This is a genomic window from Mucilaginibacter ginsenosidivorans (assembly GCF_007971025.1).
GTDB classification, from domain to species: Bacteria; Bacteroidota; Bacteroidia; order Sphingobacteriales; family Sphingobacteriaceae; genus Mucilaginibacter; species Mucilaginibacter ginsenosidivorans.
This window is the reverse complement of record NZ_CP042436.1, coordinates 2,507,777-2,531,808: the sequence shown is the minus strand read 5'-3', so window position 1 is coordinate 2,531,808 and position 24,032 is coordinate 2,507,777. Positions and strand designations below refer to the sequence as shown.

Genomic DNA, 24,032 nt, shown 5'->3' with positions numbered 1-24,032 from the left:
TGCATAGTTGACTCACCCCGACATCGCTTCGCTTGTCGACCCTCTCTACCGCGAGCGGTAAAGAGGGTTGGCTTTATGCATTCCTTCAAAATCCCTCTTTGCGCCGAAGGCGAAGAAAGGGTGGCCCTGCGTAGCGTCGACAGGGTGAGTCAACTATGCAAGCGGTATTGTAGTCGTTGCATTGCGGCGGGGACTCACCCCGACATCGCTGCGCTCGTCGACCCTCTCTACCGCAAGCGGTAAAGAGGGTTGGCTTTATTTATTTATCCCTCTCTACCGCGAGCGGTAAAGAGGGTTGGTTTTATTTATCTTTCTTTTAATAGTCCTTCAATTTATTCCACCAGGTTTTTTTCAAAATGATGATGGCGACAGCCAATATGGCGATGGTGTAAACCAGCGGTATTTTTTGTGATAGCACCAGGTACATGGGCAATATGGTGAGGCAGCATTGCGCTATGGTACCTATCACCACATTGAACATATTGAGCCTGAAATTTTTGTTTGCCTGGAACGAAGGGTCCTCTTTCAAAACAGCTTGCTTTATTGGCTCCCAAAATCCCCATGGGCGCACGTTTTTGTAGAATGCGATTAAAACGCCCTGTTCTGTCGCTGCTGAGGTGTATGAGCCGATAACCGACCCGGCAAGTGATAGTCCAAATAGCACCGGGAACCAATATAAAAGCTGGGAATTATCAATAAATAGCGAAAACACCATAGCTGACACGATACCTGCAAGCATTCCCCAGAAAAATCCGCTGGCGTTAAAGCGCCACCAATGCCATTTGAGTACGTTGGATGCAATGTAGCCGCCATATAGCGCTGACACGATCCACTGCAGCATTTCATTTACATTTTTTACAAAAAATCCGAGGAATACGCCTGTGGCCACCACGATAATACCTACCAGGTAATTCATAGTAATGATCTTTTTGGTGGAGGCTTTAGGGTTGATGTATTTGATGTAGATATCGTTGACGATATAGGCCTGCGCGGCATTCATGGTGCCGCTGAAGGTGCTCATGAAAGCGCCCAATAAACCTGCAAGCAATAGTCCAACGAGTCCGACCGGGAGAAAATTATTGATAACGGCAGGCAGTATCCTTTCAAAATCGATGCCGCCGGAAGCATCCTTCAGGTTCATCTGGTGGTAGTAGATAAGGCCGAGTATAGTTAAACTAACGATGAGCGTATAACGTATCGGCAGCAGGATGATATTGACAAAGCCGCTCATTTTACTGGCTTCTTCCGGTGAGCGTGTAGAAAGTATCTTTTGCATATCGTAGTTCGGCGCTGGACCGGCAAGGGCCGCGAAAAAGCCTTTGAAGGTCATCATCATAAAAAACAGGCCGAAAAGCGAATAACCATCGCTTTGTATCTTGGCATTCACCTCCTTAATAATATGCGACCAGTCGAGCCCGAGATGCTTGCCAAAAAAAGGGCTGTGCCAACCGTTGGGAACATCCAGGTGGTGGCTGCTTAGCTGCCCGGCAGCTATGAAACCTATCCAAACACAGGCCACCGTCATAATACTGTATTTGATCATATCACCCACCACAATACTATGCATACCGCCCAAAATGGAATAAAACATAGCGAAAAGCGTGAAAATGATGCCGTAAACATGCGGCACGTATTGCGGCGCAACGTGGAAAGGGACATAGCCTTTGATCATTTCCCAGGGCACAAAAATTTCGATGAACTTGCCCAGGCCTATGAACCCGTAGGCCATAAAAGCCAGGCAGCTCAATAAAGCGAAGGCAATAACCACAACCTGCGACCCATTTACACCCGGCCCGGATTTACCAAACCGCGTTTGCAGCCATTCGGCCCCGGTGGTAGCGTTGGAACGGCGCAGCCAGCGCGACAGGTACATCATCAAAAATACCTGGTTAAACACCGGCCACAGCCAGGGGATCCAGATGCTTTTCATGCCATAAACAAAGCACAGGCTCACCATCCACATGGTGCCGCTGATATCGAACATATCCGAGGCATCGCTTAGGCCAAGCTTATACCAGGGCAGCGATTTACCACCCAGCATATAACTATCCTTATTCTGGCTGGCCTTTTTGCGGTACCATATACCGATGAAAATGGTGCTTAAAAGGTAGAGCAGGATGATGGCAATATCGTAGCCGGATAATCTCATTTATAGTTCAATTGGGACAATAATTGGTATTACCTAAAATAGGTTGGTATATAACTTTTAACTAATACTATTTTAACGTTTTGTGGTTTGTGATTAGTTAATTGGTGATTAGTGATTAGTTAATTTGTGGCTTATTAATTTGCCGCTACTACTAATCACTGGTTAACTTATCACTAAATAAAGACCCGGTTCCCGGTGTAGGTTTCCCTGAACTCCTTGGGGATGCAGAATTTTTTGCGCTTGAATATCCTGTTAAAGTTTGAAATGTTATTAAAACCGCACTTGTAGGCTATCTCGGCGATGGTGTTTGTGGTATCGATGAGCATGCGGGAGGCATGACCCAGGCGGATCTCGTTCAGGCTGTCAATGAACGTTTTACCGGTGCGTTTTTTGATAAAACGGCTAAAGGAGGCCTCGGGCATATTGGCTATGCGCGATACTTCGGCCAGCGACACCTGCCTATTATAATTAGTGTTCATGTATTCGAATACTTTCTCAATACGGCGGCTATTATAATAGAACTTCTCGTTGGTGAACGTCAGGTCGGACAAGGTGCGCATATTGCGTGATATGGACAGATCGTGCAGGATGGAAAGCAACTCGAGCACCGAATCGAAACCAGTTTTTTTATCGAGCGAAAGCAGCCGCTCTTTCAGCGCCAGTACCGTATCGTGCGAAAACAAAATACCGCGCTGCGAATGTTCCAGCATGCTTTTTACAAAACTCAACTGGTTACGTTTCAAAAATCTTTCATCAAAAAGGTCCTTATGAAACTGTATAGTAACTTCGGTTATCTGCTCGCTCTGGCACTGGTGGGTAAACCAGGCATGATACAAATTCGGGCCTATCAGCACCAGCTCCACATCGTCAATCATTTCGATATGCCCCCCTACTACCCTTTTCGCACCGCTTGCATTCAAAATGAGGTTCAATTCATACTCCTCGTGGTAATGTAACGGAAAATCAAATTTTTGCTTAACCCTCGAAAAAATGGTAAAACAATCACTTGGGGTAAGTGGGGTTATTTCCCGCATCACGTTGCTTGTCATATCACACTTATTAGGTTTTACGGCCGCCCGGCTTATAATACAAATTTAACCTAAATATAGTAATATATTAAGTTCTGTCAAGCGTCAGCGATGTTATTGCTCATATAATTAAATAATAAACCCGGCAAACCGAAGCCATATTTCTGTGTTATTCAAAAAATTGCAATATGTGCAGGTATTAAATATTTGTTTGTATAACATCATTTTTAGAACCCATGCATAAGTTTTGCAGGGATAAATAATTACTATATGCATAAATATTTACCTTTGTGGCCTTAATGGACAGCGCAAAAAGCTTACAGGAATCACCCAACGAAAAAAAAGGTCCGTCTATCAGGCAACGCCTGGCGGACACCTTCGCCACACTGTATAAGATCAATAATTTTATTCTCCGTTTTTTTAAAGAGGCGTTTTTGCCCCCTTTCGAACTGAAAGAGGTAATGCGGCAATGTTACGAGACAGGCGTTCGTTCGTTTACGCTGATCACTTTTACCGGTTTTGTTACCGGTTTGATATTTACCAAGCAGTCGCGGCCTTCGTTATTAAGCTTCGGCGCGCAATCGTGGTTGCCTTCGCTGGTTTCCATCGCCATTATGCGTGCGCTTGCACCGCTGATAACCGCCCTGATAGCGGCCGGCAAGGTGGGATCGAGTATCGGGGCCGAAATAGGTTCAATGCGGGTAACCGAGCAGATAGATGCTATGGAAGTATCGGGTACCAAGCCGTTTAAGTTCCTGGTATGTACCCGGGTGCTGGCAACCACACTTACCATTCCTATCCTGGCCACTTACACGGGCTTTATTGCCTTAGTTGGAGGATACCTGAACGTGGCGACAAACGAGGGTACAAGCTGGGCCTCGTTCTGGGAGCAGGTTTTTGAGCCGTTAACTTTTATAGATTTTATTGCGTCACTGGCCAAAGCCATTGTGTTTGGCTTCACCATAGGTATTGTAGGTTGTTACCAGGGTTATTATTCGACCAAAGGAACTGAGGGAGTGGGTAAAGCAGCCAACGGCGCGGTAGTTACTGCCATGTTTTTAGTTTTTGTTGAAGAAATACTGATCGTACAGATAGCGGGATGGTTCCGCTAAAATAAAGAGATGGATAAACCGAAGGCACATATCGACCATAATGACACCGTGATCAAAATACGCGGGCTTGAAAAAGCATTCGGCGATTTCCAGGTATTGCGCGGTGTCGATCTTGACCTTTACCAGGGCGAAAACCTGGTTGTGCTGGGCCGGTCGGGTACGGGAAAGTCTGTGCTTATCAAGATCATATCAGGTTTGCTTACCGCCGATAAAGGCGAAGTGGTTGTATTGGGCGAAGATATGAACACCATATCGGACGCCAGCCTGCAGGAGTTGAGAAAACGGATAGGCTTTTCGTTCCAGAACAGCGCCCTTTACGACAGTATGACGGTTAGGAAAAACCTGGAGTTTCCGCTGGTACGTAACCGTAAAGGCGTAACCCGCAAAGAAATAAACTCCTCTGTCGAATCGGTGCTGGAAGCAGTGGGGCTGTCGCATACCATCAACCAGATGCCGTCGGAACTTTCGGGCGGGCAGCGCAAGCGTATCGGCATTGCGCGAACACTGATACTGAACCCCGAGGTTATGCTGTACGATGAGCCCACTGCTGGGCTCGACCCCATAACCTGCCTTGAAATTAACGACCTGATAAACGAAGTTCAGGAACGCTATCATACATCGTCCATCATCATCACGCACGACCTTACCTGCGCCAAAAGCACAGGCGACAGGATAGCGATGCTGCTTGACGGGCAATTCCAGCGGGTGGGTTCGTTCGATGAGATATTTGACACGAAGGATCCGCGTGTAAAACCATTTTTTGATTATAACTTTATACAATAGAAACCCTATCATTATGGATAGAACAGATAACCGGAGAGCAGTAATAGTAGGCATTTTTTTAGCCCTGGGACTCATCATCTTCGTGGTTGGCGTGCTTACTTTGGGCAGCGCGCAAAAAACGTTCTCGAAAAGTATACATATCAGCGCCATATTCGATGACGTAGCCGGACTCAAGAAAGGCAATAACGTTTGGTTTTCGGGTGTTAAGGTAGGCACGATAAGCGATGTGCACTTTACCGGCCCTTCGCAGGTTGATGTGCGGATGAGTGTAGACCAGGAATCGCAGCAGTATATTCACCGCAACGCGGCAGTGCATATCGGCTCAGATGGGTTGATCGGCAATAAGATCATTGTAATAGACGGGGGAAGTCCGCAGGCGCCTATTATACAGGATGGTGATAAATTGCAGGTGGCCAAACTGCCATCGACAGATGATATCATGAACACCCTGCAGAAAAACAACGAGAACCTGCTGGCTATAACAACCGATTTCAAGAACCTGAGCCACCAGATACTGGCCGGCAAAGGAACTGTAGGCGCACTGCTGGCCGATAGCACCATGGGGCAACAATTAAAAGCCTCGATGCGCAATTTGCAGGTTACCACGCAAACAGCGGCAGCAATGGCTGCACAGCTTAATGCCTTCAGCAAAAAAATGAATACCAAAGGCGGCCTGGCTGATGAACTGCTTACCGATACAATAACATTCAATAAGTTGCGCGCTACGGCAACTCAACTGCAGCAGGTGGCCAACAATGCCAATACTTTTGTTGAGAATATGAACGCCGCCAGTAAGAAACTTACCACCACCGATAACGCCCTGGGCGTATTGCTGAACGATCCGAAAGGGGCCGAACAGGTAAGAACAAGTTTGAACTACATTCAGCAAAGCACCATAAAACTAAATGACGACCTGGAAGCTGCACAGCATAACTTTTTACTGAAAGGTTTTTTCAAGAAAAAGGCAAAGGCGCAGGCGGATAGTTTGAAGAAAGCGAACGGCGGTCGATAGTCGATGGTTGACAGACCATAGTAAAATCACCATGGACCATCGACTATGGTCCAAGGACAAAAAACCAAGAATGAAACCCGGCGATAAAGTGATATGCATCGATGCCAGTATCGACCCGGAAAAGGCGGAGGAGATACGGCGGGATTTCGAGATATGGATAACCAAAGACAAGGAATATACCATACGCGAGATACTGGAGAACAATGGCATTGTACCCGGCGTTCTGCTGGATGAGGTACATAACTTCCCGAAATATTTTAAACTGATAGACCGTATGCAGGAACCCGCATTTGCTATCTGGCGCTTCCGTAAGCTGAACTATGCTATCGGCTCGGCCGAAGAAGTGAAGGAGGCGGAGCTGGTGGAGGTTGGGAAGAAGGAAATTACTTTGCCAGATAAATTGTCAAGCTGAACCCGGCTGCTTGTGTAGCAATGCATCCTATATTTTAAGCCTCTCGCCGATTTACTGCTTTTATAAGATTCTTCGCTGTCGCCAGCCTGCGGCAGGCTGGCTCAGAATGATAATGAAAAGAACAAAAAAGGCACACTTTTCGGTGCGCCTTGACATATTTTCCTTTCAGAATTACTCGGTCCGTTTGTCGGAACCATCGTCCTTCTTTTTTGGCTGATCTTTTTCTTTGACTGATTCGGCCTGTAGCTTTTTCAGCATTTCGTTGCCTATCAGGGCATCTATCATGCCATTGCCTTCGCCGGTTTTGCCGCTAACCAGTATATCAGGCACCAGTTTGATACCATTGCTGGCCAGCGTTTCGGCCACGCGAACGATAGCATACTGTTCGGAACCCATGGCCTGGGTTTTCTGCTTGGTAACTTCGGCTTCGGCCAAACCAATGGCTTTTATCTTGCCTGCTTCGGCAGTACCGTTCAGCTGGGTTGCATTTGCGTCGGCGGTGGCGTTTACGGTCTTCACTTCGGCGTCGGCCTTGGCGTTGATGGTTTTCACCTTAGCATCGGCCTCAGCGTTGATGGTTTTAGCTTCAGCTTCACCCTTGGCCACAGCAACCTTTGAGGCAGCCACCTGCGTATTGATCTCTACCGTCCGGGTCGATTTAACAACCTCAGGCTGCATATCGGCGCCGGCTTTGGCACTTTCAAATTCCTTACGTTCAACCTGGGCGTTACGCTGTATCTCGTAAGTTATCTTTTCCTGTTCGGCCAGTTTACGGTCGGTCAGGGTCTTCATCAGAGCCTCAGGAGGCACAATGTCACCGATCAGCGTGTCCACGCCAACCACGTTATAGTCGGCAAGCACCTGGCTTATATGGTCCTTGGCGTCGTTCTGGCGCTGCACACGGTTGGCCAAAAATTCGATCACGTCGCTCTTTTGCGCCGAGTTACGGAAGTAGTTGGCAATCGTCGGTTCCAGCACCTGCGAAACCAGGTTTTTCATATTACCAAAACGAGCGATCACCTTTGGCGCTTCGTTACGTGGTATGTGGATGATCTGCGACACATCAAGGTTAAAGGTAAAACCGTCAGACGAGCGCACGGTGATCGTGCACAGGTTCTTGTCAAGTTCATGTGCCTCGGTGCGGCTATTGGCCCAGTTCAGCACGATGTTGGTTGTAGGTACTACCTCTACCGCGTGAGTATAAATATTCACCGGGTGCTTGCCTGGATCAAGGGGTTCGTCCCAAACACCCTTCTGGCTCTTTTTAACAATATTACCATGTTTAAAGCTATCGCCGCTGGTATCCTTGCCTTCGGGGCCAACGAACGAGTTAACCACGCCCACATAACCGATGGGGATGTATATCATATCCACCTGTTCCACCAGCACGAACCACGGGTTCAGGTAATACGTACCGGCCAGCACCACATCTTCCTGCAAACCTTTGCGGCCGCCGGCATTTATAAATGCTATCGGGTCCTGGAAGTTTTTGTGGCCTGCAACCGAACTTCCGGCTATTTCGCCTTTGTCCAAAGGCTCGCCGTCCAAAGTGGTAATGATACCCACCTTGTTTTCCTGGACCTGGGTTATGGGCACCATTTCTATCTCGAACAAAAAGTTGTTGATACGATAGCTACCCGGCGTCAAAAACGCAGCTTGCGGACCTTTTTGGCCATTGTTTTCCAAAAATGCGGCGGCATCCTGGAACTTGTCGCATTCCACAGGCTTGCCCAGCACGCGGCCCGTATCCATCGGCGCGCCGTCCTTGGCTTTTACCAGGCCGAGCTTATTTTGCTCGATGATAGTGAAGGGCGCCATGGTTATGGAATATTGCCACGGCCACATGCCCCAGTAAAGACCCGGCGCAAGTGCCTTGGCCTGCATACCGGCCTCGCCGTTTGTGGCGATAATGCGGCCGTCGGGCAAACGCTTGTTACCCGAAAGCACATACTTTTTAACTACTAAACCGATACGGTCATCAGGAACGATAACCATACCAAAAAACACGCGGAGTACAAATTTGTACATCAGCAGGAGCACAATAATGGGCACACCCCACCATAGTGACTGGATCAATAAATTGTTCATCTTTTTATGTTGATTTTTAAAACGGGAACCTTAAGGTGCGGCTCCCTCACAGAAACTTATAGCTTGTTTTGGCCTTAGCTATATAGCGATATTTAGATACTTGTGCTTGCATATTGTTACAATTTGTGACAGGTTTTCGATAATCAAATATGCTTTTTGCAGCTTGGATTTCCAACAGAACGCCGGGAAATATTTTCGATTAAATAATCGTAATAGATCGTTTTCGCGCCGGTTAAAAATAAAACCGGCCAGCCACTCCTATAAAATGCTGACCCTAAATAGATTTGCTGTGTTTGCCTCGCCTAAATCCTCTCCAAAGGAGAGGACTTTGTTTATCATCTGATGTATTTTGTTCATATTTGAAGCAGATCATAAATATTAATATGCTACGCCAGCTTTCTTTATTATATTCATTCATCGGGCTGCTGTTATTCACTTCGTGCAAACAGGAAAAGATCAAACTTAAGTCTGGCGACCTGTACGGTAAATGGAAATATATTAAGGTTGACAACCCGTACAGCCATCCGCCGGATAGTGTAAAAAGCGAGGAACTACAAATACAAAAACCCTATATCCTGTTCAGCAGGGACAGCCTGCAAATATGGTGGGGTGGCGGCATACTGTCGAGAGGGAGTTACAAAGTTGCCGGCGACAGCATCCGTTTTACCGAGATCATGACCGATGGGAAAACCCGTGAATTTCCCTTTATAGTAACCAAACTTGCCGGAAAGGATTTAATTTTCGAAACCAGCGGCGAGGACGGTTCGAGGGTGACTGCTGTCAAACAATGAATTTATTGTTTGACATAATGCATGGCTACAGCTCCGGAATTAAAGGTTTTACTGTCAACCAGTTTTAATTTCAGCCGTTCCTGCAACCCGGAATGGTCGAACAGGCGCCTTCCTTCGCCTGCGATAACAGGATGAACGACAATATAAAATTCATCGATCAGGCCAAGCCCGATCAACTGACCGGGCAGGTCGACCCCGCCAACCGAAATATTTTTGCCGGGCTGTTGCTTCAGTTTCATGATCTAGTCGCCAAGGTTTTCGCGGACAATTCTTGCATTCTCTACCACGCTATCCAATGTTCGTGAAAAAACAACTTTGTCGATAGCGCAAAATGCTTTCGCAAAGTCAACTTCTGATTGTTCCGAGGCAGGATCGTCAATCACATCCGGCCAGTAAGGGATCATCAACTCATAGGTGACACGGCCATAGACGATCAGGTCAATATCATCAAAAAAGTTGGTGTAAAACTCAAGCATCTCTTCGCTGCCGCCAATTTTGGTGTGGTCGGAACAACCGTCTACGGTCAGGTTGATGGCATAGATCAGGTTTCTCATTGGATTTATTTATTGGATAGAGTCAAAATAAAAGAGTTCTTCCTTCGCATCAAGAGGTAATTTGCGACAAAAAAGGGAATATTTAGGTCAAAAGGTGATATTTCGTCCCTAAATTGCACATAGTAATAAAACAGGCGCTATGAATGAAGGCAAGATCATAGTTAATACTGCTGAAGACCGGGAAAAGATCTTTATAGCATTGTATAAAAGTACGTTTCCGGCTGTGGCAAGGTATATCAGCAAAATGGGCGGCACGTTTGATGAAGCGAAGGACATTTTCCAGGATGCGCTGGTTATCTATTATGAAAGATCGGTCGCTGGCAGCTGCGATATCCAAATAAACGAAAAAGCCTATTTAATGGGCATTGCCAAACATTTATGGCTGAAGAAATTTGGCCATGACAACAGGTATGTACCGATAGACGGACTTGATGCGGAAAGCAACGAAGATATTGGCATATCAGGGCACAAATTGCTGAATTTCCTGCAAACCGCTGGTAAAAAATGTATGGACCTGCTGCGTTCATTTTATTATGACCAGTTACCGCTGACTGATATTGCCGAAGCGTTTGGCTTTTCGGGCGTACGGTCGGCAACCGTGCAGAAATACAAATGCCTTGAAAAAGTTAGGGAGACCGTTAAAGAAAAAGCACTGACCTATGAGGACTTCCTTGATTGAGACCGAACAGATAGAGGCGCATTTGCTGCAATTATCCGGCGGCGGGGACGCCCTGGTGTTTGAGGCGAAAATGCTGATCGACGCCGAACTGACAGAGAAAGTATTATGGCAGCAAAAAACCTATCAAATGGTAAAGCTTTACGGCCGCGACCAGCTGAGACAGGAGATTGAATCGGCTCATCAAAAATTATTCAAAGACGAACAGCACCAAAGTTTCAGGCAAAAGATCATGCGCCTGTTCATAAAAAAGTAATCCAGTAAAATTATGAATACCGACAAAAATGAGTTCCGCAAATACGCGATGGGGCATCGCCATGTCCAAAGTTTACATGTGGATAATTATATCGCGAAGGTTGAAAACAGCATTTACGCCATGACGCCCTATATTATTGAAGAGCGCGAGATGCGTATGGCGCAGATGGACGTTTTTTCGCGGCTGATGATGGACCGTATTATCTTCCTGGGCGCCGCGGTCGACGACAACATAGCCAATATCATCCAGGCGCAGATGCTTTTCCTGCAATCGGCCGATCCGAAAAAGGACATCCAGATGTATATCAATTCGCCGGGTGGTTCGGTTTACGCAGGCTTTGGCATTTATGATACCATGCACCTTATAAGTCCGGATGTGGCTACGATATGCACCGGGATGGCAGCATCTATGGCAGCAGTGTTACTATGCTCAGGTGCAAAAGGCAAACGGGCGGCGCTTACCCATTCGCGGGTGATGCTGCACCAGCCGCTGGGCGGCGTGCAAGGCCCGGCTTCGGATATCGAGATAACGGCCCGCGAAGTATTGAAGGTTAAAACGGAACTCTATACCATTTTAGCGAAACACAGCGGGCAGGAATACCAAAAGATACACGACGTATCGGACCGCGACTTTTGGATGGTAGCGCCGGAGGCAAAGGAGTTTGGGATAATTGATGAGGTGCTGGCGTGAGTCAATGGTCAGTAGTGAATGGTCAATTATTATTTATAAATTCTTGTTAACTTGGCCACAATGCACTAATGATGCTTCCCTCAGGGAAATTTTCAGAGAGCTATTTAACGAATTATTATCTCAATCAAGATCACATGCTCCGGAATTATTTAACAATTGCATGGCGCAACCTTGTCAAAAATAAGGCTATGTCGTTAATTAATATCGGCGGTCTGGCTGTAGGTATGGCAGTAGTGATGCTGATCGGTTTGTGGATTTTGGATCAAGTATCATTTAATAAGTATCACGATAATTATAGCCATATAGCCGGGGTGGCACAAAATGTGACTAATAACGGCGAGGTGAAAACCTCGTTCCAGGTACCCTATCCCCTGGCGGCGGCACTGCGCAAAAACTACGGCAGTGATTTTAAGTCTGTAGCAATGGCTACGCTGCCGAGAGATTATATAATGGGCCTAAGCGACAAAAAACTGACCGAGCAAGGCGTCTTTATGGAAACCGGCGGGCCGGATCTGTTCACTCTCCATATGCTCCGGGGCAGGCGCAATGCTATAAAGGACCCATCGTCCATACTAATATCCGAATCGACAGCTAAGGCATTTTTCGGAGATGCCGACCCGATGGGAAAAGTATTGGAGCTGAACAGCATAAATAACCTGCAAATAGCCGGCGTTTATGCAGATCTGCCCGAAAATACCACGCTTTACGGCATAGCTTTTATTGGTTGCTGGGACCGCTTTGCAACGGATTACAGGCTGAGCGGGATGCGCGATCCATGGGGGAACGGCATTGTTAATTTATATGTTCAATTGGTTGACAATGCCGACCTTGACAAAGTGTCTTTAAAGATCAGGGACGAAAGCCTGCGGCATTTAAATCCGCTTTCAGCTAAAACAAAACTGGCGCTGTTCCTGCAGCCAATGAGTAAATGGCATTTGTACAGCGAGTTTAAGGACGGAAAAAATACTGGAGGTAAAATACAATATGTGTGGCTGTTTGGCATTGTAGGTGTGTTTGTACTTCTGCTGGCCTGTATTAACTTCATGAATTTAAGTACGGCCCGGTCTGAGAAACGTGCGCGCGAAGTGGGCATTCGCAAGGCAATAGGTTCATCCCGCAGCCAGTTGATACACCAGTTTTACGGCGAATCGTTACTTTGCGTATTGCTGGCATTTTCGGCCTCACTGCTGCTCGTAAAGTTAAGTCTTCCGGCCTTTGATCAACTGGCCGGTAAACAAATTAACATCCCGTGGAACAGCCCTGCGTTTTGGCTCGCCGGAATTGGCCTCTGTTTTATCACGTCTATTATCACCGGCAGTTATCCGGCACTATACCTGTCGTCATTTAAGCCGGTAGAGGTACTGAAGGGGGCGTTCCGGGTAGGGCGGCTGGCTTCGGCCCCGCGTAAAGTACTGGTGGTAATCCAGTTTACAGTTTCCATTGTGCTCATCATAGGTACCGTTGTCGTTATCCGGCAGATTATTTTTGCCAAAGACCGCCCTGTAGGCTATATCAAGGACAGGTTGGTTGTCATACCCGTCCGCACCATTGAGCTCCACCAGCATTTTGAGGCTATAAAACAGGCCCTTGCCAGTACAGGCACGATAACAGAAATGGCCGAAGCAGATGCTCCGCCTAACAAACGTGCCGGTACTACCAGCGGCATCGGATGGCCCGGAGAAGACCCTAACCTGAATGTCAATTTCGGGCAGGAAGATATTTCATATGATTATGGCAAAACCATTGGTTGGGAATTTAGCACAGGCCGGGACTTCTCACCGTCATTCCTTTCAGATTCAGCAGCGGTTATCATCAACCAGGCGGCGGCTGATTTTATGACCATGAAAAAACCGACCGAAAACTACGTCACCTTTTATGGTCAGCAATTTAAGATCATAGGCGTAACTAAAGACATCATTAACCGTTCGCCTTATGAACAGGTGCAACCTATGGTTTATTTTTTAGCTAAATGGGCGGGAGGCAGCTTACTGCTGAAGATAAACCCGAAAATGAGCGCTGGTAAAGCGATCAGCAACATTGCTTCGGTATTAAAAAAAGAAAACCCGGAACAGCCATTTGAATACCACTTTGTTGACCAGGAATATGCCAAAGAATTCGGTAATGAAGAACGCATAGGTAAGCTGGCTACAGTTTTCGCCGGCCTGGCTATATTTATCAGTTGTCTCGGGCTGTTTGGCATGGCATCATTCATGGCCGAACAGCGCATTAAAGAAATAGGCATACGCAAGGTGCTTGGTGCTTCCGTATTCGCCCTTTGGCAATTGTTATCTAAAGACTTTGCCATACTGGTGCTTATTTCAATAATTATAGCCTCGCCTGTAGCTTATTATTTTATGCACAATTGGCTCAACAGCTATCAGTATCATACCGATGTTGCCTGGTGGATATTTATCGTTACCGCTATTGGCGCTGTACTCATCACACTAATAACAGTAAGCTTCCAGGCCGTAAAAGCAGCCCTGGCCAACCCGGTGAAGAGTTTGAAGGCGGAATGAAGGGAACTGAAAGCTAAAGGCAGAAAGCATAAAGCTTTAGTCCCCGCGGGTCTCCGCCACGGGACCCAGCGGGGTAGAAGCCAACCTTCGCCCACAAGCAAAACAGGAAAAGTTTACGCCTCCAAACTGCCCGATCCTGTCTTTAACAGGGTTTTACATAGCTTGGTTTTACCTTATTTTCCGGAAATCTCAGTGATGCGGGAATGGTGACCCAGCAAAGAACGCAGAAGCTTCTCGTGACTTCGTGGTCAACAAGCCCGGCATGACGTAAGCCAATAGTTAGAGTTATCACTTGATAACTTAAAGTTGTATATTTGAATTATTGTTAAATGAAAAACATCAAAGATGAATTACAAAATATCATTCTCGGAGATGAACAAACTGGCCGAGACAGCCAACTCAAAAAAATCCAAGGTTTCCTTAGAGGATATGCGGAAACAAGCGTCGTTTTTGAAAAACAGCAGCGTTTCAAAAATGAAGAAACGGCAGCACTCATAGGTTTTGCGACAGCAGAAAACCTTTTCTATAATCATCTTATTCTTTCAAAAAATTTCATCAGTGAAGGTGCTGAGCAGAAGGTATATAAGCTTGATGACACCCACGTTTTAAAAACTAATCAAAGTATTTTTTACGAAAGCTGGCTTGACTATTTTAACAGCCTTCTGATTCATAACTTTTTCTTTCCGGCTACTGCTTACTCTTTGCTGGGTTTTCAAATAATCAACGATCATCTGCATGCTGTGGTAAAACAACAGTTTATTGTTTCTAATGAAACTACAGACCTTGAGGCGGTAAAAGAATTTTTAGAGTATAACGGCTTTCAGCATAAACGCTATAATGATTATTTCAATCCCGAAATGGGTTTGATCTTTGAAGACCTGCATGATGAAAATGTATTATCTTACAATGGAGTATTATATTTCATCGACACTGTGTTTTATCTGACGTCAGCATTTTATGCCATGTAAAAAGGCTTGATCTTCGCGTCCACGCAGGGTCTCAGGAACGGGACCCGGCGGGGCTAAAACCAACTTTCCCCCAGAAGCTAAAACAGGAAAGTTTAGGCATCCAACCTGCCCAAACCTGCCTTTAACAGGGTTTTACATAGGTTGATTTTACCTATTTCCAACACCCACATTTTAAAGCGGAAATATTTTCTATTTAAAACGAAAGAATTATGGTTACACACTGTAACAGTTAACAACTTAATAATCAATGATTTACCATTATAAAACCATAAAAAGTGTAAACCATGTAAACCATGATTTGCGCGGGGGGTAAAGGCCCGGTTAAGCGGGCTCAGGCGATAGAAGCTAATGTACAGGCGCACCGGCCGGCGTCTCGCTTTCGACAGGCTGGACGATATTCCTTCGTCCTATGAAAAGAACAAATGATGCCAGCGCAGCCGAAACGGCCATAATGGTCGCCAATGGCACAGCCGACCTGCCGCTGAACAGCCCCATTGCCGATGACGACAGCGCGCCAAGGCCAAGCTGCATAGCGCCCAATAAAGCTGAGGCCACACCGGCGTTGCGCGGGAAAGGCGCCATAGAAAGCGCGGAGGTGTTAGGATTGGTAAGACCGACGAAAAACAGCACCACAAATACCATGGCAATGGTGCTCCACAGGCCAAACCAGCCGTTAAGGGCGCCGGTCAAAAACACGACAGAGAATATTACCTGCCCGATAGCCGATACTGCGATGATCTGTTCGCTTTTAAATCGTTTCAATAGTTGGGTATTAACCTGGCCTGCCCCAATAAAGCCAACCGCTATGCCTGCAAATACCCATCCAAATTCTTTTTTACCCAAACCGAATACATCCATAAATACCAGCGGCGAACCGGCCACGTACGAAAACAGCGAGCAAAAGGCTACCGACCCGGAAATAGCGTATGTGTAAAATTGAGGATGGCGGATAACTGTTAGGAAACTCTTCACTATCGGTCCGGGTTTTAACGAGTAGGATCTATCAGGCTTATAACTTTCGGGAAGGAAGAAAAACGAAGCCAGCAAAACGATGACCGATATGGCAAGTAAAACTACAAAAACGGCCTGCCAGCCAAAAGCCAGTGTAAGATAGCTGCCCGCTGTCGGCGCCAGCAGCGGTGATGCACCCAATACCACGAATAACAAAGCATATACCTTGGCAATATCTTTTACCGGGAAAAGGTCCCTTACCATTGCAATACAGGCTACCTGCGCGGCGCAACCTCCCAGCGCCTGGAACAGGCGCATGGTTATCAGCATATCCACCGATGAGGAAAGAAAACAGCCAACGGACGCTATGATATAAAGGCAGAGGCCAAAATACAATGGCACCTTACGGCCGAACCTGTCCATCAATGGCCCATAGATGAGCTGCCCGAAAGCAAGGCCGATAAAATAACTGGATAGTGAAAGCTCGACACGCCCGGTAGTACTATGCAGCGATTTGGCAATATCCCCAAATGCAGGAAGGTACATGTCGATAGAAAACGGGCTTAGGGCAATGAGCATGCCCAGGATCAATACAAGGAAGATGTAGCGTTTTTTTGTCATGCGTTCCAAAAATCGTTTGTTTATTGCTGATTAGCACTATGCCAGCTTAGAAATTTTGCAGGTATTCTGTAAGTTTTTTTCCTGCGATCAGAGCCACATTTCTTATTTTTCGCAAAAAAAGATAACAATGATAACACGGGAACAGGCATTAGCATTTGCACACGACTGGGTTGAAGCGTGGAACGCGCACGATCTTTCGAGGGTTTTGGAACATTACGAAGAGGATTTTGAGATGAGCAGCCCTGTAATGATACAACTTGGCGAAAGTGAAACAGGGACTTTAAAGGGTAAGGACAAAGTTGGCGCCTATTGGAAAAACGCGATGGTTAAATACCCCGACCTGCATTTTAAGCTGATCGAGGTTCTTTCGAGTGTAAATAGCATTGTAATTTATTACCACACCATCAACAATAAGTTAAGTGCGGAATTTTTTATGTTCAATGAAAAAGGTAAGGTTTATAAAGCTATAGGGCATTATAATTAACCTGGCAGGCTACTTAACGTTCACCCTGCTAATCAAAGCTTACTCTGCCGGCGGCTCCCAAAGCTCAATCTTGTTTCCTTCAGGGTCGAGGATATGAACAAACTTACCGTATTCAGAGTCCTGTATCTCGTCAACTATGGTCACACCATCTTTTTTTAGCTGTTCTACCAGGCCCGCGAGATCTTCTACCCTATAATTGATCATAAAATCCTTATCTGAAGGCTCGAAGTATTTCGTATTTGCCGGGAAGGTGCTCCAGGCGGTAGAACCCTGCACATCGCTATCCAGCTCGCGCCATTCGAAATTAACCCCCCAGCCTTTGTTGTCTAAGCCCAGGTTTTTGGTATACCAATCGTTCATCGCTTTCGGGTCGTTGCATTTAAAGAATATGCCGCCGATGCCGGTCACTTTTTTCATATAGGTTGTTTTTTACGTTTTTTTCAACACAAAGCTAATAAACAAACTCAGGCCGCTGCTCATACTTTCGGGTGATTTTGAACAAATACATCAATTTGTTATTGCTTTAAAAAGATTAACTTTGATCATTAGCAATTCAAATACGATGAGACTGGTAATAGACTTTGATGAGAAATATAAGGGTTTGTTCCTTGAAGCTGCAAAAGCTGCAAAGGCCACAATTATAACAGAAGAAACCGATTTCTGGACAGAATTACCTGAACATGTAAAGGCTGGTATTGAACGGGGCCGCGAGCAGGCGAGAAATGGACAGACCAAGTCGTACGAGGAGGTGAAAAAAATACTCGCTAACAGATGAGCTTAACTGTCGTTTTCACAGAAGAAGCTACCGAAATACTTTTATACATAACTAATTTTATTGAGAGCGGATGGGGTGCAAAGGCGGCCAGTAAGTTTTTAAAAAAGGCTTATAAAACTATTGATCTTGTTGCTAAAAATCCTTATATGTTTAAAGCATCTGCGATCAAAACCGATATACGAGTTGGCTCAATAACCAAACAAACTTCTTTCTTTTATGAAATACAGGAAAATGAGCTAATTATTTTGTTTTTTTGGGATAACCGGCAAGAACCAATTTTTAACGGCTGACCCAATTATTCACAAATGGCCCTGCTCACTATCCTGTTTTGCATCATATTGCTTGTCCTGCTTGTAAGCTGGGCAAAAGTCAATCCATTCCTGGCGTTTATCATTGTCTCCGTTATAGCGGGGTTATTGTTGGGTATTCCGATAGACAAGATAACAGCATCGGTACAAACCGGACTCGGCAAAACGCTGGGTGAGATAACCATTATCATTATCCTGGGTGCTATGGTAGGTAAACTGGTAGCCACCAGCGGCGCCGCGCAAAAGATCGCCAATATACTCGTCAACCTGTTCGGAGTAAAGTACATACAATGGGCGCTTGTGGTAGTGGGTTTCATTGTCGGCATACCGCTGTTTTACAATACTGGTTTCGTGCTGATGGTCCCGCTCATTTTCTCGGTAGTATATAAGTACAAATTGCCCGCAGTTTATATCGGGCTGCCTATGCTGGCTGCCTTGTCGGTTACACACGGGTTTTTGCCGCCTCACCCCTCGCCTACGGCATTGGTAGGCATGTTCCATGCCAATATGGGCACCACTTTGATGTATGGGTTGATCCTGGCTGTCCCCGCTATTGTGTTAGCCGGCCCCGTATTTGCGCGGACCTTAAAAAAAATGCCATCGACCCCTTTGGAAACTTTCAGGGCCGAAGAACTGCCTGATGATAAACTTCCGGGCGGATTCACCAGTTTTTTTACCGCGCTGTTACCGGTTATCCTGCTAATGGCAAGCGCCATATACCTTAACAACGACCACGCCACGGGCGGTTTTCATAAATTTATCGCATTTATCGGCGATGCGCCCGTGGTAATGCTCATTTCCATTATCACCGCTACATTTACGCTGGGTACCATGCAGGGCCGCAGTATGAAAGATGTGGGCGTGTTATATGTCGACGCTATAAAAGACATCGCTCCTATCCTGCTCATCATCGGCGGGTCCGGGATATTTAAAGAGGTATTGGTTGACAGCGGCGTTAATAACGTCATTACGCAATCCATGCAAAACCTGCACCTGCAACCATTGCTTTTGGGCTGGCTGCTTGCGGCTATCATCCGCATTAGTTTGGGCTCGGCAACGGTAGCCGGACTTACTGCTGCAGGTATTATGTCGACCATGGTATTGCACGACCCATCCATCAATCCCAACCTGATGGTATTGTCCATTGGTGCAGGCAGCCTGGCTTTCTCGCACGTCAACGACGGCGGATTCTGGATGTTCAAGGAATATTTCAACCTTTCGATAAAAGACACCATCAAATCCTGGTCGGTAATGGAATCCATCGTGTCGGTGGTAGGAATAGTCGGGGTACTTATATTGAATCAATTCGTATAATTTTTTAACCATAGACGATGGCCGATAGTCCATGGTATGCATATCTTTGAAACAAAACTATGGACTACGGTCATTCAGCGTTGACCATTCGCTATTGACCATTCATCATTCACCACAACATGGAAAACAAAACATACGGCATCATTGGCCTCGGAAAAATGGGGCTGAACCTGGCCCTCAATGCAGCGGAAAAAGGCTACAAGATAATCGGTTACGATATGCACACCCCGGCAGGCGTAACGCAGGATAACCTGGTATTTGCTGACAGCCTGCAGGCGCTCATCCATCAATTAACAACACCCCGGAAAGTATTTATCTATATACCTGCCGGGAAAGCGGTCGACATCGTTATCGATCAGCTTACTCCCCTGCTGGAAAAAGGCGATGTGATCATCGATGGTGGCAATTCATACTGGGGCGACAGCATCCGTCGTGCTGAAAAGCTAAAAGAACAGGGTATTTACCTTATCGATTGCGGCACCAGCGGCGGAACCAGCGGTGCGCGAAACGGGGCCTGTTTTATGATCGGCGGCGAAAAAGAAGCGGTAAGCCAGGTGGAAGGATTGTTAAAGGACATTGCCGTGCCCAATGGTTACACACATTGCGGCGCACCGGGTTCAGGCCACTTTGTCAAACTGGTACATAATGGCGTGGAATTTGGCATGCTGCAGGCCATAGGTGAAGGGATGGACCTGCTGGAACACTACCGTGAGAAACTGAACATCAGCGAAATATTATATACCTGGAACCACGGTTCGGTGGTGCGCAGCTGGCTCATCGAGTTAATGAAAAAGCTGTATGATGAAAAGCAGGGCTTCAATGTGCCATCGTACGTGGAGGATACCGGCGAAGTGAACTGGCTGGTTAGCGATGCGATGCGGATGGAAGTTTCGATACCGGTAATTTCACAATCAGTTATGCAATTGATCGCTTCGCGCGATAAGGACCATACATCGCCCAAAGCCATCGCCATGATGCGTAATGGTTTTGGTGGCCATCCGTTCGGTACCGATGCCGGTATTGAACACGAAAGGCATTTCGGGCGCGTAGGCGGGTACGAAGAAGATAAAAAATAATGCGCGGATGTACAGATTTTAAATGTGCAAATGGGCCGATAAATTGAAACCATGAAAAAGTCGACTTTGGTATTTCTATTTTTACTAACTGCAACCCTTTGCGTCGGGCAATCCGCCAGGCCAGGCAAACCGGTTGAAGCACCAGCGGATATTCTGAAAAACATGGACAGCTTTTCGTATTACGTGGGCGATTATGTGAATTTTTACGAAGATTACATTACTTACGATGACGCTTCAAATATCATCAGTAAAGAACGGTCCTACCAACTGATGCTGACCGAAAAGTATATCCCACTCAGGCTGATTTCAACCGATGGCAATATTTATTATCAGCTGTATAAACTAACCCCTGCGCAACAAAAGAATTACAACGTCGCCGGTTGGGTTGCCGAGGCGTATGATTCGTTTAAACGGGAAGGGAAAAAACTACCGGATTACAATTTCACCGATTTGAAGGGTAATGTATACAATCCCGCGACTACCAAAGGCAAAATAATGGTGCTAAAGACCTGGTTCGTTGCCTGCTCCACTTGCGAAACGCAGCGCCCGGCCTTTAATCACCTGGTAAAACGGTATAAAAACCGTAAGGATATTCTTTTTGTGAGCCTGGTAAATGATAGCGCGGCGAAAGTTATTCCTTTTCTTAAAATGAAAAAGATGGACTATATGGTTGTTCCGGGCGAGGAAGAATACAACAGCAAAAAATTAAAGATTTCGGGCTACCCAACCTATTATATTATTAACCGCGACGGAGTTATTGCAAGGGTCGTTAACAATCCCGAAAATGTAGATTATGTACTTAAGAAGCTAAATTAAGATTGGTCCTTACTGTCGTGATGAAATCGGCCAGGTCAAATGGTTTGGCGATATAAGCATCGGCGCCTGACTCTTCCTGAACAGCCTTGATATCCCGGTTTGCTGACATCAGCACAACTGAGGTTTGCTTCAGGTCATCATTACCCTTAATGTATTTGCAGATATCCTTGCCGTGATATCCCTGCAGGTTCAGGTCCAGCAATACAAGGTCGGCTTTGCTGTCATTTATTTTTTCCTCAAAACCCGGGTACTCGCTGATGCTCGATACCTCATATCCTTCGTCCTCAAGTATGAGCGTTGCTATATCGATAATATCTTTTTCATCCTCGATGATCAGGATCTTCTTCATTGCGTTTAGTTTAGCTGGCTCTTGTACGGCGCTGATAATAAGAAAGTTTCGATAATAGTGTCGAATATACACAAAGGTTGGAAATTTCCAATTTATTTATGCCCGGTTACTTTTTTTCAGAAAACTGTATTATTTTTAAACTTATATACCCTTAACACAAAACCCCTGACATGAAACCTTTTAGCCTCCTTTTTATCTTCGCGGCTGTGCTGTCTGCAAATGCTTACGCACAGCAGGAAAGCCTGGACACCGCCGCTTTCCGCCAAATACGGAATGCGGAAATGAGCAACTCTCATATCCCATGGATAGCACACAATATAACCGATGTTTCGGGCCCCAGGCTTACCAATTCGCCGGGCTTTTTACGTGCAGCCAACTGGGCCGCGGAAACGATGAAAAAATGGGGCATGGTAAACGCCGGGCTCGAGGCATGGGGCGAATACGGGAAAGGGTATGAAACAACCGAGTTCAGCATTTCGATGAGTGCGCCTTACAAACAAATGATGACAGGCTATGCAATACCGTACAGCGCAAGCACCAACGGCGAAATACACGGGCAGGTATATCCAACCGGTTTTTTCAGCCTTTTCGATCCCACTTTTGTCGATAAACATAAAGCTGAACTGAGCGGCAAGATCGTGATGATAAGCAGCCAGGCTAAACGAAAGAGCGATTTCAAACAGTATTCGACCCGCTACGCAGATAGTAACCTGGTGAACATGAAGGACTTCTACATGGTGTCGCGTAAAGAGATCGAAACGGATGTTAAATACCTTACGCTGCTCTCGCAGGCTATGGATAAGATGAAGGAAGCCGGGGTATTGGCCGTAGTACTCGTTGATAACAGCAACCGCGATGGTACCGTTGCGGTGCAAAGTTTCGGGGGCCAGAAAAAAACCGATCATGAAAATTTACCCCAGGCCGAAATATGCGCCGAGGATGGGCTTAAGATCAGCCGCCTCATCGCTTCGGGGCACCCTGTCGAACTGACTATGAATCTAAAGGGTAAATTTTATACCGACGATCTGCAGGGGCATAACGTAATTGCGGAAATACCCGGTACCGATCCTAAATTAAAAGCGCAGGTGGTTATGCTTGGCGGTCACCTCGATTCGTGGAACGCGGGTACTGGCGCCACCGACAATGGTGCGGGATGTATTGTGATGATGGAAGCTGTTCGCCTGCTCGATTCATTGCACCTTCGCCCGAAACGAACCATCCGCATTGCATTGTGGGATGGCGAGGAACAGGGGCTATATGGGTCGTACAACTACGTAAAGAATCATTTTGGTAATGCCGAAACGGGTATTTTTAAACCCGAGCAGGCAAAAGTATCAGCCTACTTCAATCTCGATAATGGCACGGGAAAAATAAGGGGCATTTACGCACAGGGTAATGCGGCGGTAAAACCCATATTTGAACAATGGTTCAAATCTTTTTATGACCTTGATGCCAAAACCGTAACCCTGGCCAATACCGGTTCTACCGACCACCAGTCATTCGATTGGGTTGGCATACCCGGGTTCCAGTTTATACAGGACCCATTGGATTACGAGGAGAAAACGCACCATACCAACATGGATACCTACGACTTTTTGCAGATGGACGACCTGAAACAGGCCGCTATTATAGTTGCGTCATTCGTTTACCAGGCCGCAAACCGTCCCGATATGCTGCCGCGCAAACCGGTGGTTAAGGAAAAATTCGTATTCGACGGTTTATGATCGCGGCGACAGGTAGTTAAGCTGCCCCAGGTGCGTACTCAGGTGATTGGTGCGGTTGATAATGATGTTCAGTTTATTGCGATGAGGCTCTTTCAAAAAATCCTCTTCGGATACTGAATTGTGCCTTTTGAACCACTCATCGGGTTGCGTGGCGTTAATATGCTGTTCCAGCGTTTCGCTTACTTTTTTCCAGCAATCGCGCAGGTACGGCGTGGAAGGTTTTGGAAGGCCTGATCTGTCAGGATTGTGAATAAATACTTCATCCAGTTCGGGGTAAAGCCTGTCGCCAAAACCTAATATCGTTAACATACCATCGTGTACCGCTGCCATGTGCCCAAGTAAATAGACGCCGGTATTCCGCCCGGGGGCCGTTTCTTTTGCGAGTTCTTCGTCACTCAGTTTATCAAGAAGCGCGCTAAGCCGTCCGTTTTGTGTTTGCCAGTTAGATAATACCATTTTTATGAATAGTGCAGAATTTTCCATAATTTGATCTTTAAAGGTTACGGCTCAAATATCATTCTCAGCATTTAAAAGTATCAACATACCTGTGTAAACTTTTCGGCAATAAATTTTTCATTA

At 46.2% G+C, this 24,032-nt stretch carries 26 protein-coding genes; 17 read left to right on the top strand and 9 right to left on the bottom strand.

Translation table 11 applies throughout. The features are described 5' to 3' along the window. Window positions 1-316: 316 nt before the first annotated feature. Window positions 317-2,149 (bottom strand): sodium:solute symporter family protein, encoded by a 1,833-nt coding sequence (locus FRZ54_RS11620; RefSeq protein WP_147031775.1) that lies wholly within the window; start codon window positions 2,147-2,149, stop codon window positions 317-319. A gap of 173 nt (window positions 2,150-2,322) precedes the next feature. After that, complete coding sequence (locus tag FRZ54_RS11615; RefSeq protein WP_147031774.1) at window positions 2,323-3,198, bottom strand: AraC family transcriptional regulator; 876 nt, start codon at window positions 3,196-3,198, stop codon at window positions 2,323-2,325. Between the two features lie 278 nt (window positions 3,199-3,476). Here FRZ54_RS11615 and FRZ54_RS11610 point away from each other — a divergent pair, with 278 nt between their 5' ends. Genes FRZ54_RS11610 through FRZ54_RS11595 form a run of 4 tightly spaced genes read left to right on the top strand, consistent with a single transcriptional unit; the run spans window position 3,477 to window position 6,496 of the window. Beyond that, window positions 3,477-4,289, top strand: coding sequence for an MlaE family ABC transporter permease (locus tag FRZ54_RS11610; protein WP_147031773.1), 813 nt, complete (start codon window positions 3,477-3,479; stop codon window positions 4,287-4,289). Between the two features lie 9 nt (window positions 4,290-4,298). After that, window positions 4,299-5,072, top strand: a complete 774-nt coding sequence (locus FRZ54_RS11605; RefSeq protein WP_147031772.1) for an ABC transporter ATP-binding protein — start codon at window positions 4,299-4,301, stop codon at window positions 5,070-5,072. A gap of 13 nt (window positions 5,073-5,085) precedes the next feature. After that, window positions 5,086-6,084, top strand: a complete 999-nt coding sequence (locus FRZ54_RS11600) for an MlaD family protein (RefSeq protein WP_147031771.1) — start codon at window positions 5,086-5,088, stop codon at window positions 6,082-6,084. A gap of 31 nt (window positions 6,085-6,115) precedes the next feature. Next, on the top strand, window positions 6,116-6,496 hold the full coding sequence (locus FRZ54_RS11595; RefSeq protein ID WP_147031770.1) for a hypothetical protein: 381 nt from the start codon (window positions 6,116-6,118) through the stop codon (window positions 6,494-6,496). A 171-nt stretch (window positions 6,497-6,667) separates the two neighbouring features. Here FRZ54_RS11595 and FRZ54_RS11590 read toward each other — a convergent pair whose 3' ends face one another. After that, window positions 6,668-8,584, bottom strand: a complete 1,917-nt coding sequence (locus FRZ54_RS11590) for an SPFH domain-containing protein (RefSeq protein ID WP_147031769.1) — start codon at window positions 8,582-8,584, stop codon at window positions 6,668-6,670. 383 nt (window positions 8,585-8,967) lie between these two features. Here FRZ54_RS11590 and FRZ54_RS11585 point away from each other — a divergent pair, with 383 nt between their 5' ends. Beyond that, entirely contained in the window at window positions 8,968-9,375 is a 408-nt protein-coding gene (locus FRZ54_RS11585; protein WP_147031768.1) for a hypothetical protein, read from the top strand. A 2-nt stretch (window positions 9,376-9,377) separates the two neighbouring features. On the opposite strand, the gene FRZ54_RS11580 is transcribed toward FRZ54_RS11585, so the two are convergent. Together FRZ54_RS11580 and FRZ54_RS11575 are read right to left on the bottom strand one after the other, a co-directional pair. Next, the gene (locus FRZ54_RS11580) at window positions 9,378-9,614 is read right to left on the bottom strand and encodes a dihydrofolate reductase family protein (protein WP_147031767.1); all 237 of its coding nucleotides are present in this window, start codon (window positions 9,612-9,614) and stop codon (window positions 9,378-9,380) included. A gap of 3 nt (window positions 9,615-9,617) precedes the next feature. Continuing rightward, window positions 9,618-9,929 (bottom strand): dihydrofolate reductase family protein, encoded by a 312-nt coding sequence (locus tag FRZ54_RS11575; RefSeq protein WP_147031766.1) that lies wholly within the window; start codon window positions 9,927-9,929, stop codon window positions 9,618-9,620. Between the two features lie 139 nt (window positions 9,930-10,068). Between FRZ54_RS11575 and FRZ54_RS11570 the strand changes: the two genes are divergently transcribed. From FRZ54_RS11570 to FRZ54_RS11550, 5 genes are all read left to right on the top strand, one after another. Further along, complete coding sequence (locus FRZ54_RS11570; RefSeq protein WP_147031765.1) at window positions 10,069-10,608, top strand: RNA polymerase sigma factor; 540 nt, start codon at window positions 10,069-10,071, stop codon at window positions 10,606-10,608. Beyond that, a complete protein-coding gene (locus tag FRZ54_RS11565) occupies window positions 10,589-10,861 on the top strand; it encodes a hypothetical protein (RefSeq protein ID WP_147031764.1) in 273 nt (90 codons plus the stop codon). The genes FRZ54_RS11570 and FRZ54_RS11565 overlap by 20 nt, the downstream gene beginning before the upstream one ends. Before the next feature lie 12 nt (window positions 10,862-10,873). Continuing rightward, a complete protein-coding gene (locus tag FRZ54_RS11560; RefSeq protein WP_147031763.1) occupies window positions 10,874-11,551 on the top strand; it encodes an ATP-dependent Clp protease proteolytic subunit in 678 nt (225 codons plus the stop codon). Between the two features lie 134 nt (window positions 11,552-11,685). Next, entirely contained in the window at window positions 11,686-14,067 is a 2,382-nt protein-coding gene (locus tag FRZ54_RS11555) for an ABC transporter permease (RefSeq protein WP_147031762.1), read from the top strand. A 329-nt stretch (window positions 14,068-14,396) separates the two neighbouring features. Further along, window positions 14,397-15,035, top strand: coding sequence for a putative polyvalent protein kinase domain-containing protein (locus tag FRZ54_RS11550; RefSeq protein ID WP_147031761.1), 639 nt, complete (start codon window positions 14,397-14,399; stop codon window positions 15,033-15,035). Window positions 15,036-15,380: 345 nt separating this feature from the next. Here FRZ54_RS11550 and FRZ54_RS11545 read toward each other — a convergent pair whose 3' ends face one another. Continuing rightward, on the bottom strand, window positions 15,381-16,607 hold the full coding sequence (locus FRZ54_RS11545; protein WP_147031760.1) for a multidrug effflux MFS transporter: 1,227 nt from the start codon (window positions 16,605-16,607) through the stop codon (window positions 15,381-15,383). Window positions 16,608-16,734: 127 nt separating this feature from the next. On the opposite strand from FRZ54_RS11545, the gene FRZ54_RS11540 reads away from it, so the two are divergent. After that, complete coding sequence (locus FRZ54_RS11540) at window positions 16,735-17,091, top strand: nuclear transport factor 2 family protein (protein ID WP_147031759.1); 357 nt, start codon at window positions 16,735-16,737, stop codon at window positions 17,089-17,091. 39 nt (window positions 17,092-17,130) lie between these two features. Here FRZ54_RS11540 and FRZ54_RS11535 read toward each other — a convergent pair whose 3' ends face one another. Then, window positions 17,131-17,508, bottom strand: coding sequence for a VOC family protein (locus FRZ54_RS11535; protein ID WP_147031758.1), 378 nt, complete (start codon window positions 17,506-17,508; stop codon window positions 17,131-17,133). Window positions 17,509-17,653: 145 nt separating this feature from the next. On the opposite strand from FRZ54_RS11535, the gene FRZ54_RS11530 reads away from it, so the two are divergent. The 5 genes from FRZ54_RS11530 to FRZ54_RS11510 all read left to right on the top strand — a co-directional run bounded on the left by FRZ54_RS11530 (window position 17,654) and on the right by FRZ54_RS11510 (window position 21,380). Further along, window positions 17,654-17,866, top strand: coding sequence for a hypothetical protein (locus tag FRZ54_RS11530; protein WP_147031757.1), 213 nt, complete (start codon window positions 17,654-17,656; stop codon window positions 17,864-17,866). After that, window positions 17,863-18,156 (top strand): type II toxin-antitoxin system RelE/ParE family toxin, encoded by a 294-nt coding sequence (locus FRZ54_RS11525; protein ID WP_147031756.1) that lies wholly within the window; start codon window positions 17,863-17,865, stop codon window positions 18,154-18,156. Before FRZ54_RS11530 ends, FRZ54_RS11525 begins: the two co-directional genes overlap by 4 nt. Window positions 18,157-18,171: 15 nt before the next feature. Next, window positions 18,172-19,488, top strand: coding sequence for a GntT/GntP/DsdX family permease (locus FRZ54_RS11520; protein ID WP_147031755.1), 1,317 nt, complete (start codon window positions 18,172-18,174; stop codon window positions 19,486-19,488). 119 nt (window positions 19,489-19,607) lie between these two features. Beyond that, window positions 19,608-20,564, top strand: a complete 957-nt coding sequence (gene gnd, locus FRZ54_RS11515; RefSeq protein WP_147031754.1) for a phosphogluconate dehydrogenase (NAD(+)-dependent, decarboxylating) — start codon at window positions 19,608-19,610, stop codon at window positions 20,562-20,564. 51 nt (window positions 20,565-20,615) lie between these two features. Next, window positions 20,616-21,380 (top strand): TlpA family protein disulfide reductase, encoded by a 765-nt coding sequence (locus FRZ54_RS11510; protein WP_147031753.1) that lies wholly within the window; start codon window positions 20,616-20,618, stop codon window positions 21,378-21,380. Here FRZ54_RS11510 and FRZ54_RS11505 read toward each other — a convergent pair. Further along, complete coding sequence (locus FRZ54_RS11505) at window positions 21,364-21,729, bottom strand: response regulator transcription factor (RefSeq protein ID WP_147031752.1); 366 nt, start codon at window positions 21,727-21,729, stop codon at window positions 21,364-21,366. The genes FRZ54_RS11510 and FRZ54_RS11505 overlap by 17 nt on opposite strands. A gap of 170 nt (window positions 21,730-21,899) precedes the next feature. On the opposite strand from FRZ54_RS11505, the gene FRZ54_RS11500 reads away from it, so the two are divergent. Next, a complete protein-coding gene (locus FRZ54_RS11500; RefSeq protein WP_147031751.1) occupies window positions 21,900-23,453 on the top strand; it encodes a M20/M25/M40 family metallo-hydrolase in 1,554 nt (517 codons plus the stop codon). Here the strand turns inward: FRZ54_RS11500 and FRZ54_RS11495 are convergent. Then, window positions 23,448-23,936: a DinB family protein gene (locus FRZ54_RS11495; RefSeq protein WP_147031750.1), complete on the bottom strand. Its 489-nt coding sequence runs from the start codon at window positions 23,934-23,936 to the stop codon at window positions 23,448-23,450. The genes FRZ54_RS11500 and FRZ54_RS11495 overlap by 6 nt on opposite strands. Window positions 23,937-24,032 lie beyond the last annotated feature (96 nt).

What these genes read in the sequence shown, in the direction of transcription:
- FRZ54_RS11495 (WP_147031750.1), bottom strand. Translation starts at nt 23,936, where the DNA reads ATGGAAAATTCTGCACTATTCATAAAAATGGTATTATCTAACTGGCAA.
- FRZ54_RS11580 (WP_147031767.1), bottom strand. Translation starts at nt 9,614, where the DNA reads ATGAAACTGAAGCAACAGCCCGGCAAAAATATTTCGGTTGGCGGGGTC.
- FRZ54_RS11540 (WP_147031759.1), top strand. Translation starts at nt 16,735, where the DNA reads ATGATAACACGGGAACAGGCATTAGCATTTGCACACGACTGGGTTGAA.
- FRZ54_RS11615 (WP_147031774.1), bottom strand. Translation starts at nt 3,198, where the DNA reads ATGACAAGCAACGTGATGCGGGAAATAACCCCACTTACCCCAAGTGAT.
- FRZ54_RS11610 (WP_147031773.1), top strand. Translation starts at nt 3,477, where the DNA reads ATGGACAGCGCAAAAAGCTTACAGGAATCACCCAACGAAAAAAAAGGT.
- FRZ54_RS11520 (WP_147031755.1), top strand. Translation starts at nt 18,172, where the DNA reads ATGGCCCTGCTCACTATCCTGTTTTGCATCATATTGCTTGTCCTGCTT.
- FRZ54_RS11525 (WP_147031756.1), top strand. Translation starts at nt 17,863, where the DNA reads ATGAGCTTAACTGTCGTTTTCACAGAAGAAGCTACCGAAATACTTTTA.
- FRZ54_RS11535 (WP_147031758.1), bottom strand. Translation starts at nt 17,508, where the DNA reads ATGAAAAAAGTGACCGGCATCGGCGGCATATTCTTTAAATGCAACGAC.
- FRZ54_RS11560 (WP_147031763.1), top strand. Translation starts at nt 10,874, where the DNA reads ATGAATACCGACAAAAATGAGTTCCGCAAATACGCGATGGGGCATCGC.
- FRZ54_RS11590 (WP_147031769.1), bottom strand. Translation starts at nt 8,584, where the DNA reads ATGAACAATTTATTGATCCAGTCACTATGGTGGGGTGTGCCCATTATT.
- FRZ54_RS11550 (WP_147031761.1), top strand. Translation starts at nt 14,397, where the DNA reads ATGAAAAACATCAAAGATGAATTACAAAATATCATTCTCGGAGATGAA.
- FRZ54_RS11595 (WP_147031770.1), top strand. Translation starts at nt 6,116, where the DNA reads ATGGACCATCGACTATGGTCCAAGGACAAAAAACCAAGAATGAAACCC.
- FRZ54_RS11510 (WP_147031753.1), top strand. Translation starts at nt 20,616, where the DNA reads ATGAAAAAGTCGACTTTGGTATTTCTATTTTTACTAACTGCAACCCTT.
- FRZ54_RS11600 (WP_147031771.1), top strand. Translation starts at nt 5,086, where the DNA reads ATGGATAGAACAGATAACCGGAGAGCAGTAATAGTAGGCATTTTTTTA.
- FRZ54_RS11605 (WP_147031772.1), top strand. Translation starts at nt 4,299, where the DNA reads ATGGATAAACCGAAGGCACATATCGACCATAATGACACCGTGATCAAA.
- FRZ54_RS11570 (WP_147031765.1), top strand. Translation starts at nt 10,069, where the DNA reads ATGAATGAAGGCAAGATCATAGTTAATACTGCTGAAGACCGGGAAAAG.
- FRZ54_RS11620 (WP_147031775.1), bottom strand. Translation starts at nt 2,149, where the DNA reads ATGAGATTATCCGGCTACGATATTGCCATCATCCTGCTCTACCTTTTA.
- FRZ54_RS11585 (WP_147031768.1), top strand. Translation starts at nt 8,968, where the DNA reads ATGCTACGCCAGCTTTCTTTATTATATTCATTCATCGGGCTGCTGTTA.
- FRZ54_RS11530 (WP_147031757.1), top strand. Translation starts at nt 17,654, where the DNA reads ATGAGACTGGTAATAGACTTTGATGAGAAATATAAGGGTTTGTTCCTT.
- FRZ54_RS11575 (WP_147031766.1), bottom strand. Translation starts at nt 9,929, where the DNA reads ATGAGAAACCTGATCTATGCCATCAACCTGACCGTAGACGGTTGTTCC.
- FRZ54_RS11565 (WP_147031764.1), top strand. Translation starts at nt 10,589, where the DNA reads ATGAGGACTTCCTTGATTGAGACCGAACAGATAGAGGCGCATTTGCTG.
- FRZ54_RS11545 (WP_147031760.1), bottom strand. Translation starts at nt 16,607, where the DNA reads ATGACAAAAAAACGCTACATCTTCCTTGTATTGATCCTGGGCATGCTC.
- FRZ54_RS11500 (WP_147031751.1), top strand. Translation starts at nt 21,900, where the DNA reads ATGAAACCTTTTAGCCTCCTTTTTATCTTCGCGGCTGTGCTGTCTGCA.
- FRZ54_RS11505 (WP_147031752.1), bottom strand. Translation starts at nt 21,729, where the DNA reads ATGAAGAAGATCCTGATCATCGAGGATGAAAAAGATATTATCGATATA.
- FRZ54_RS11555 (WP_147031762.1), top strand. Translation starts at nt 11,686, where the DNA reads ATGCTCCGGAATTATTTAACAATTGCATGGCGCAACCTTGTCAAAAAT.
- gnd (WP_147031754.1), top strand. Translation starts at nt 19,608, where the DNA reads ATGGAAAACAAAACATACGGCATCATTGGCCTCGGAAAAATGGGGCTG.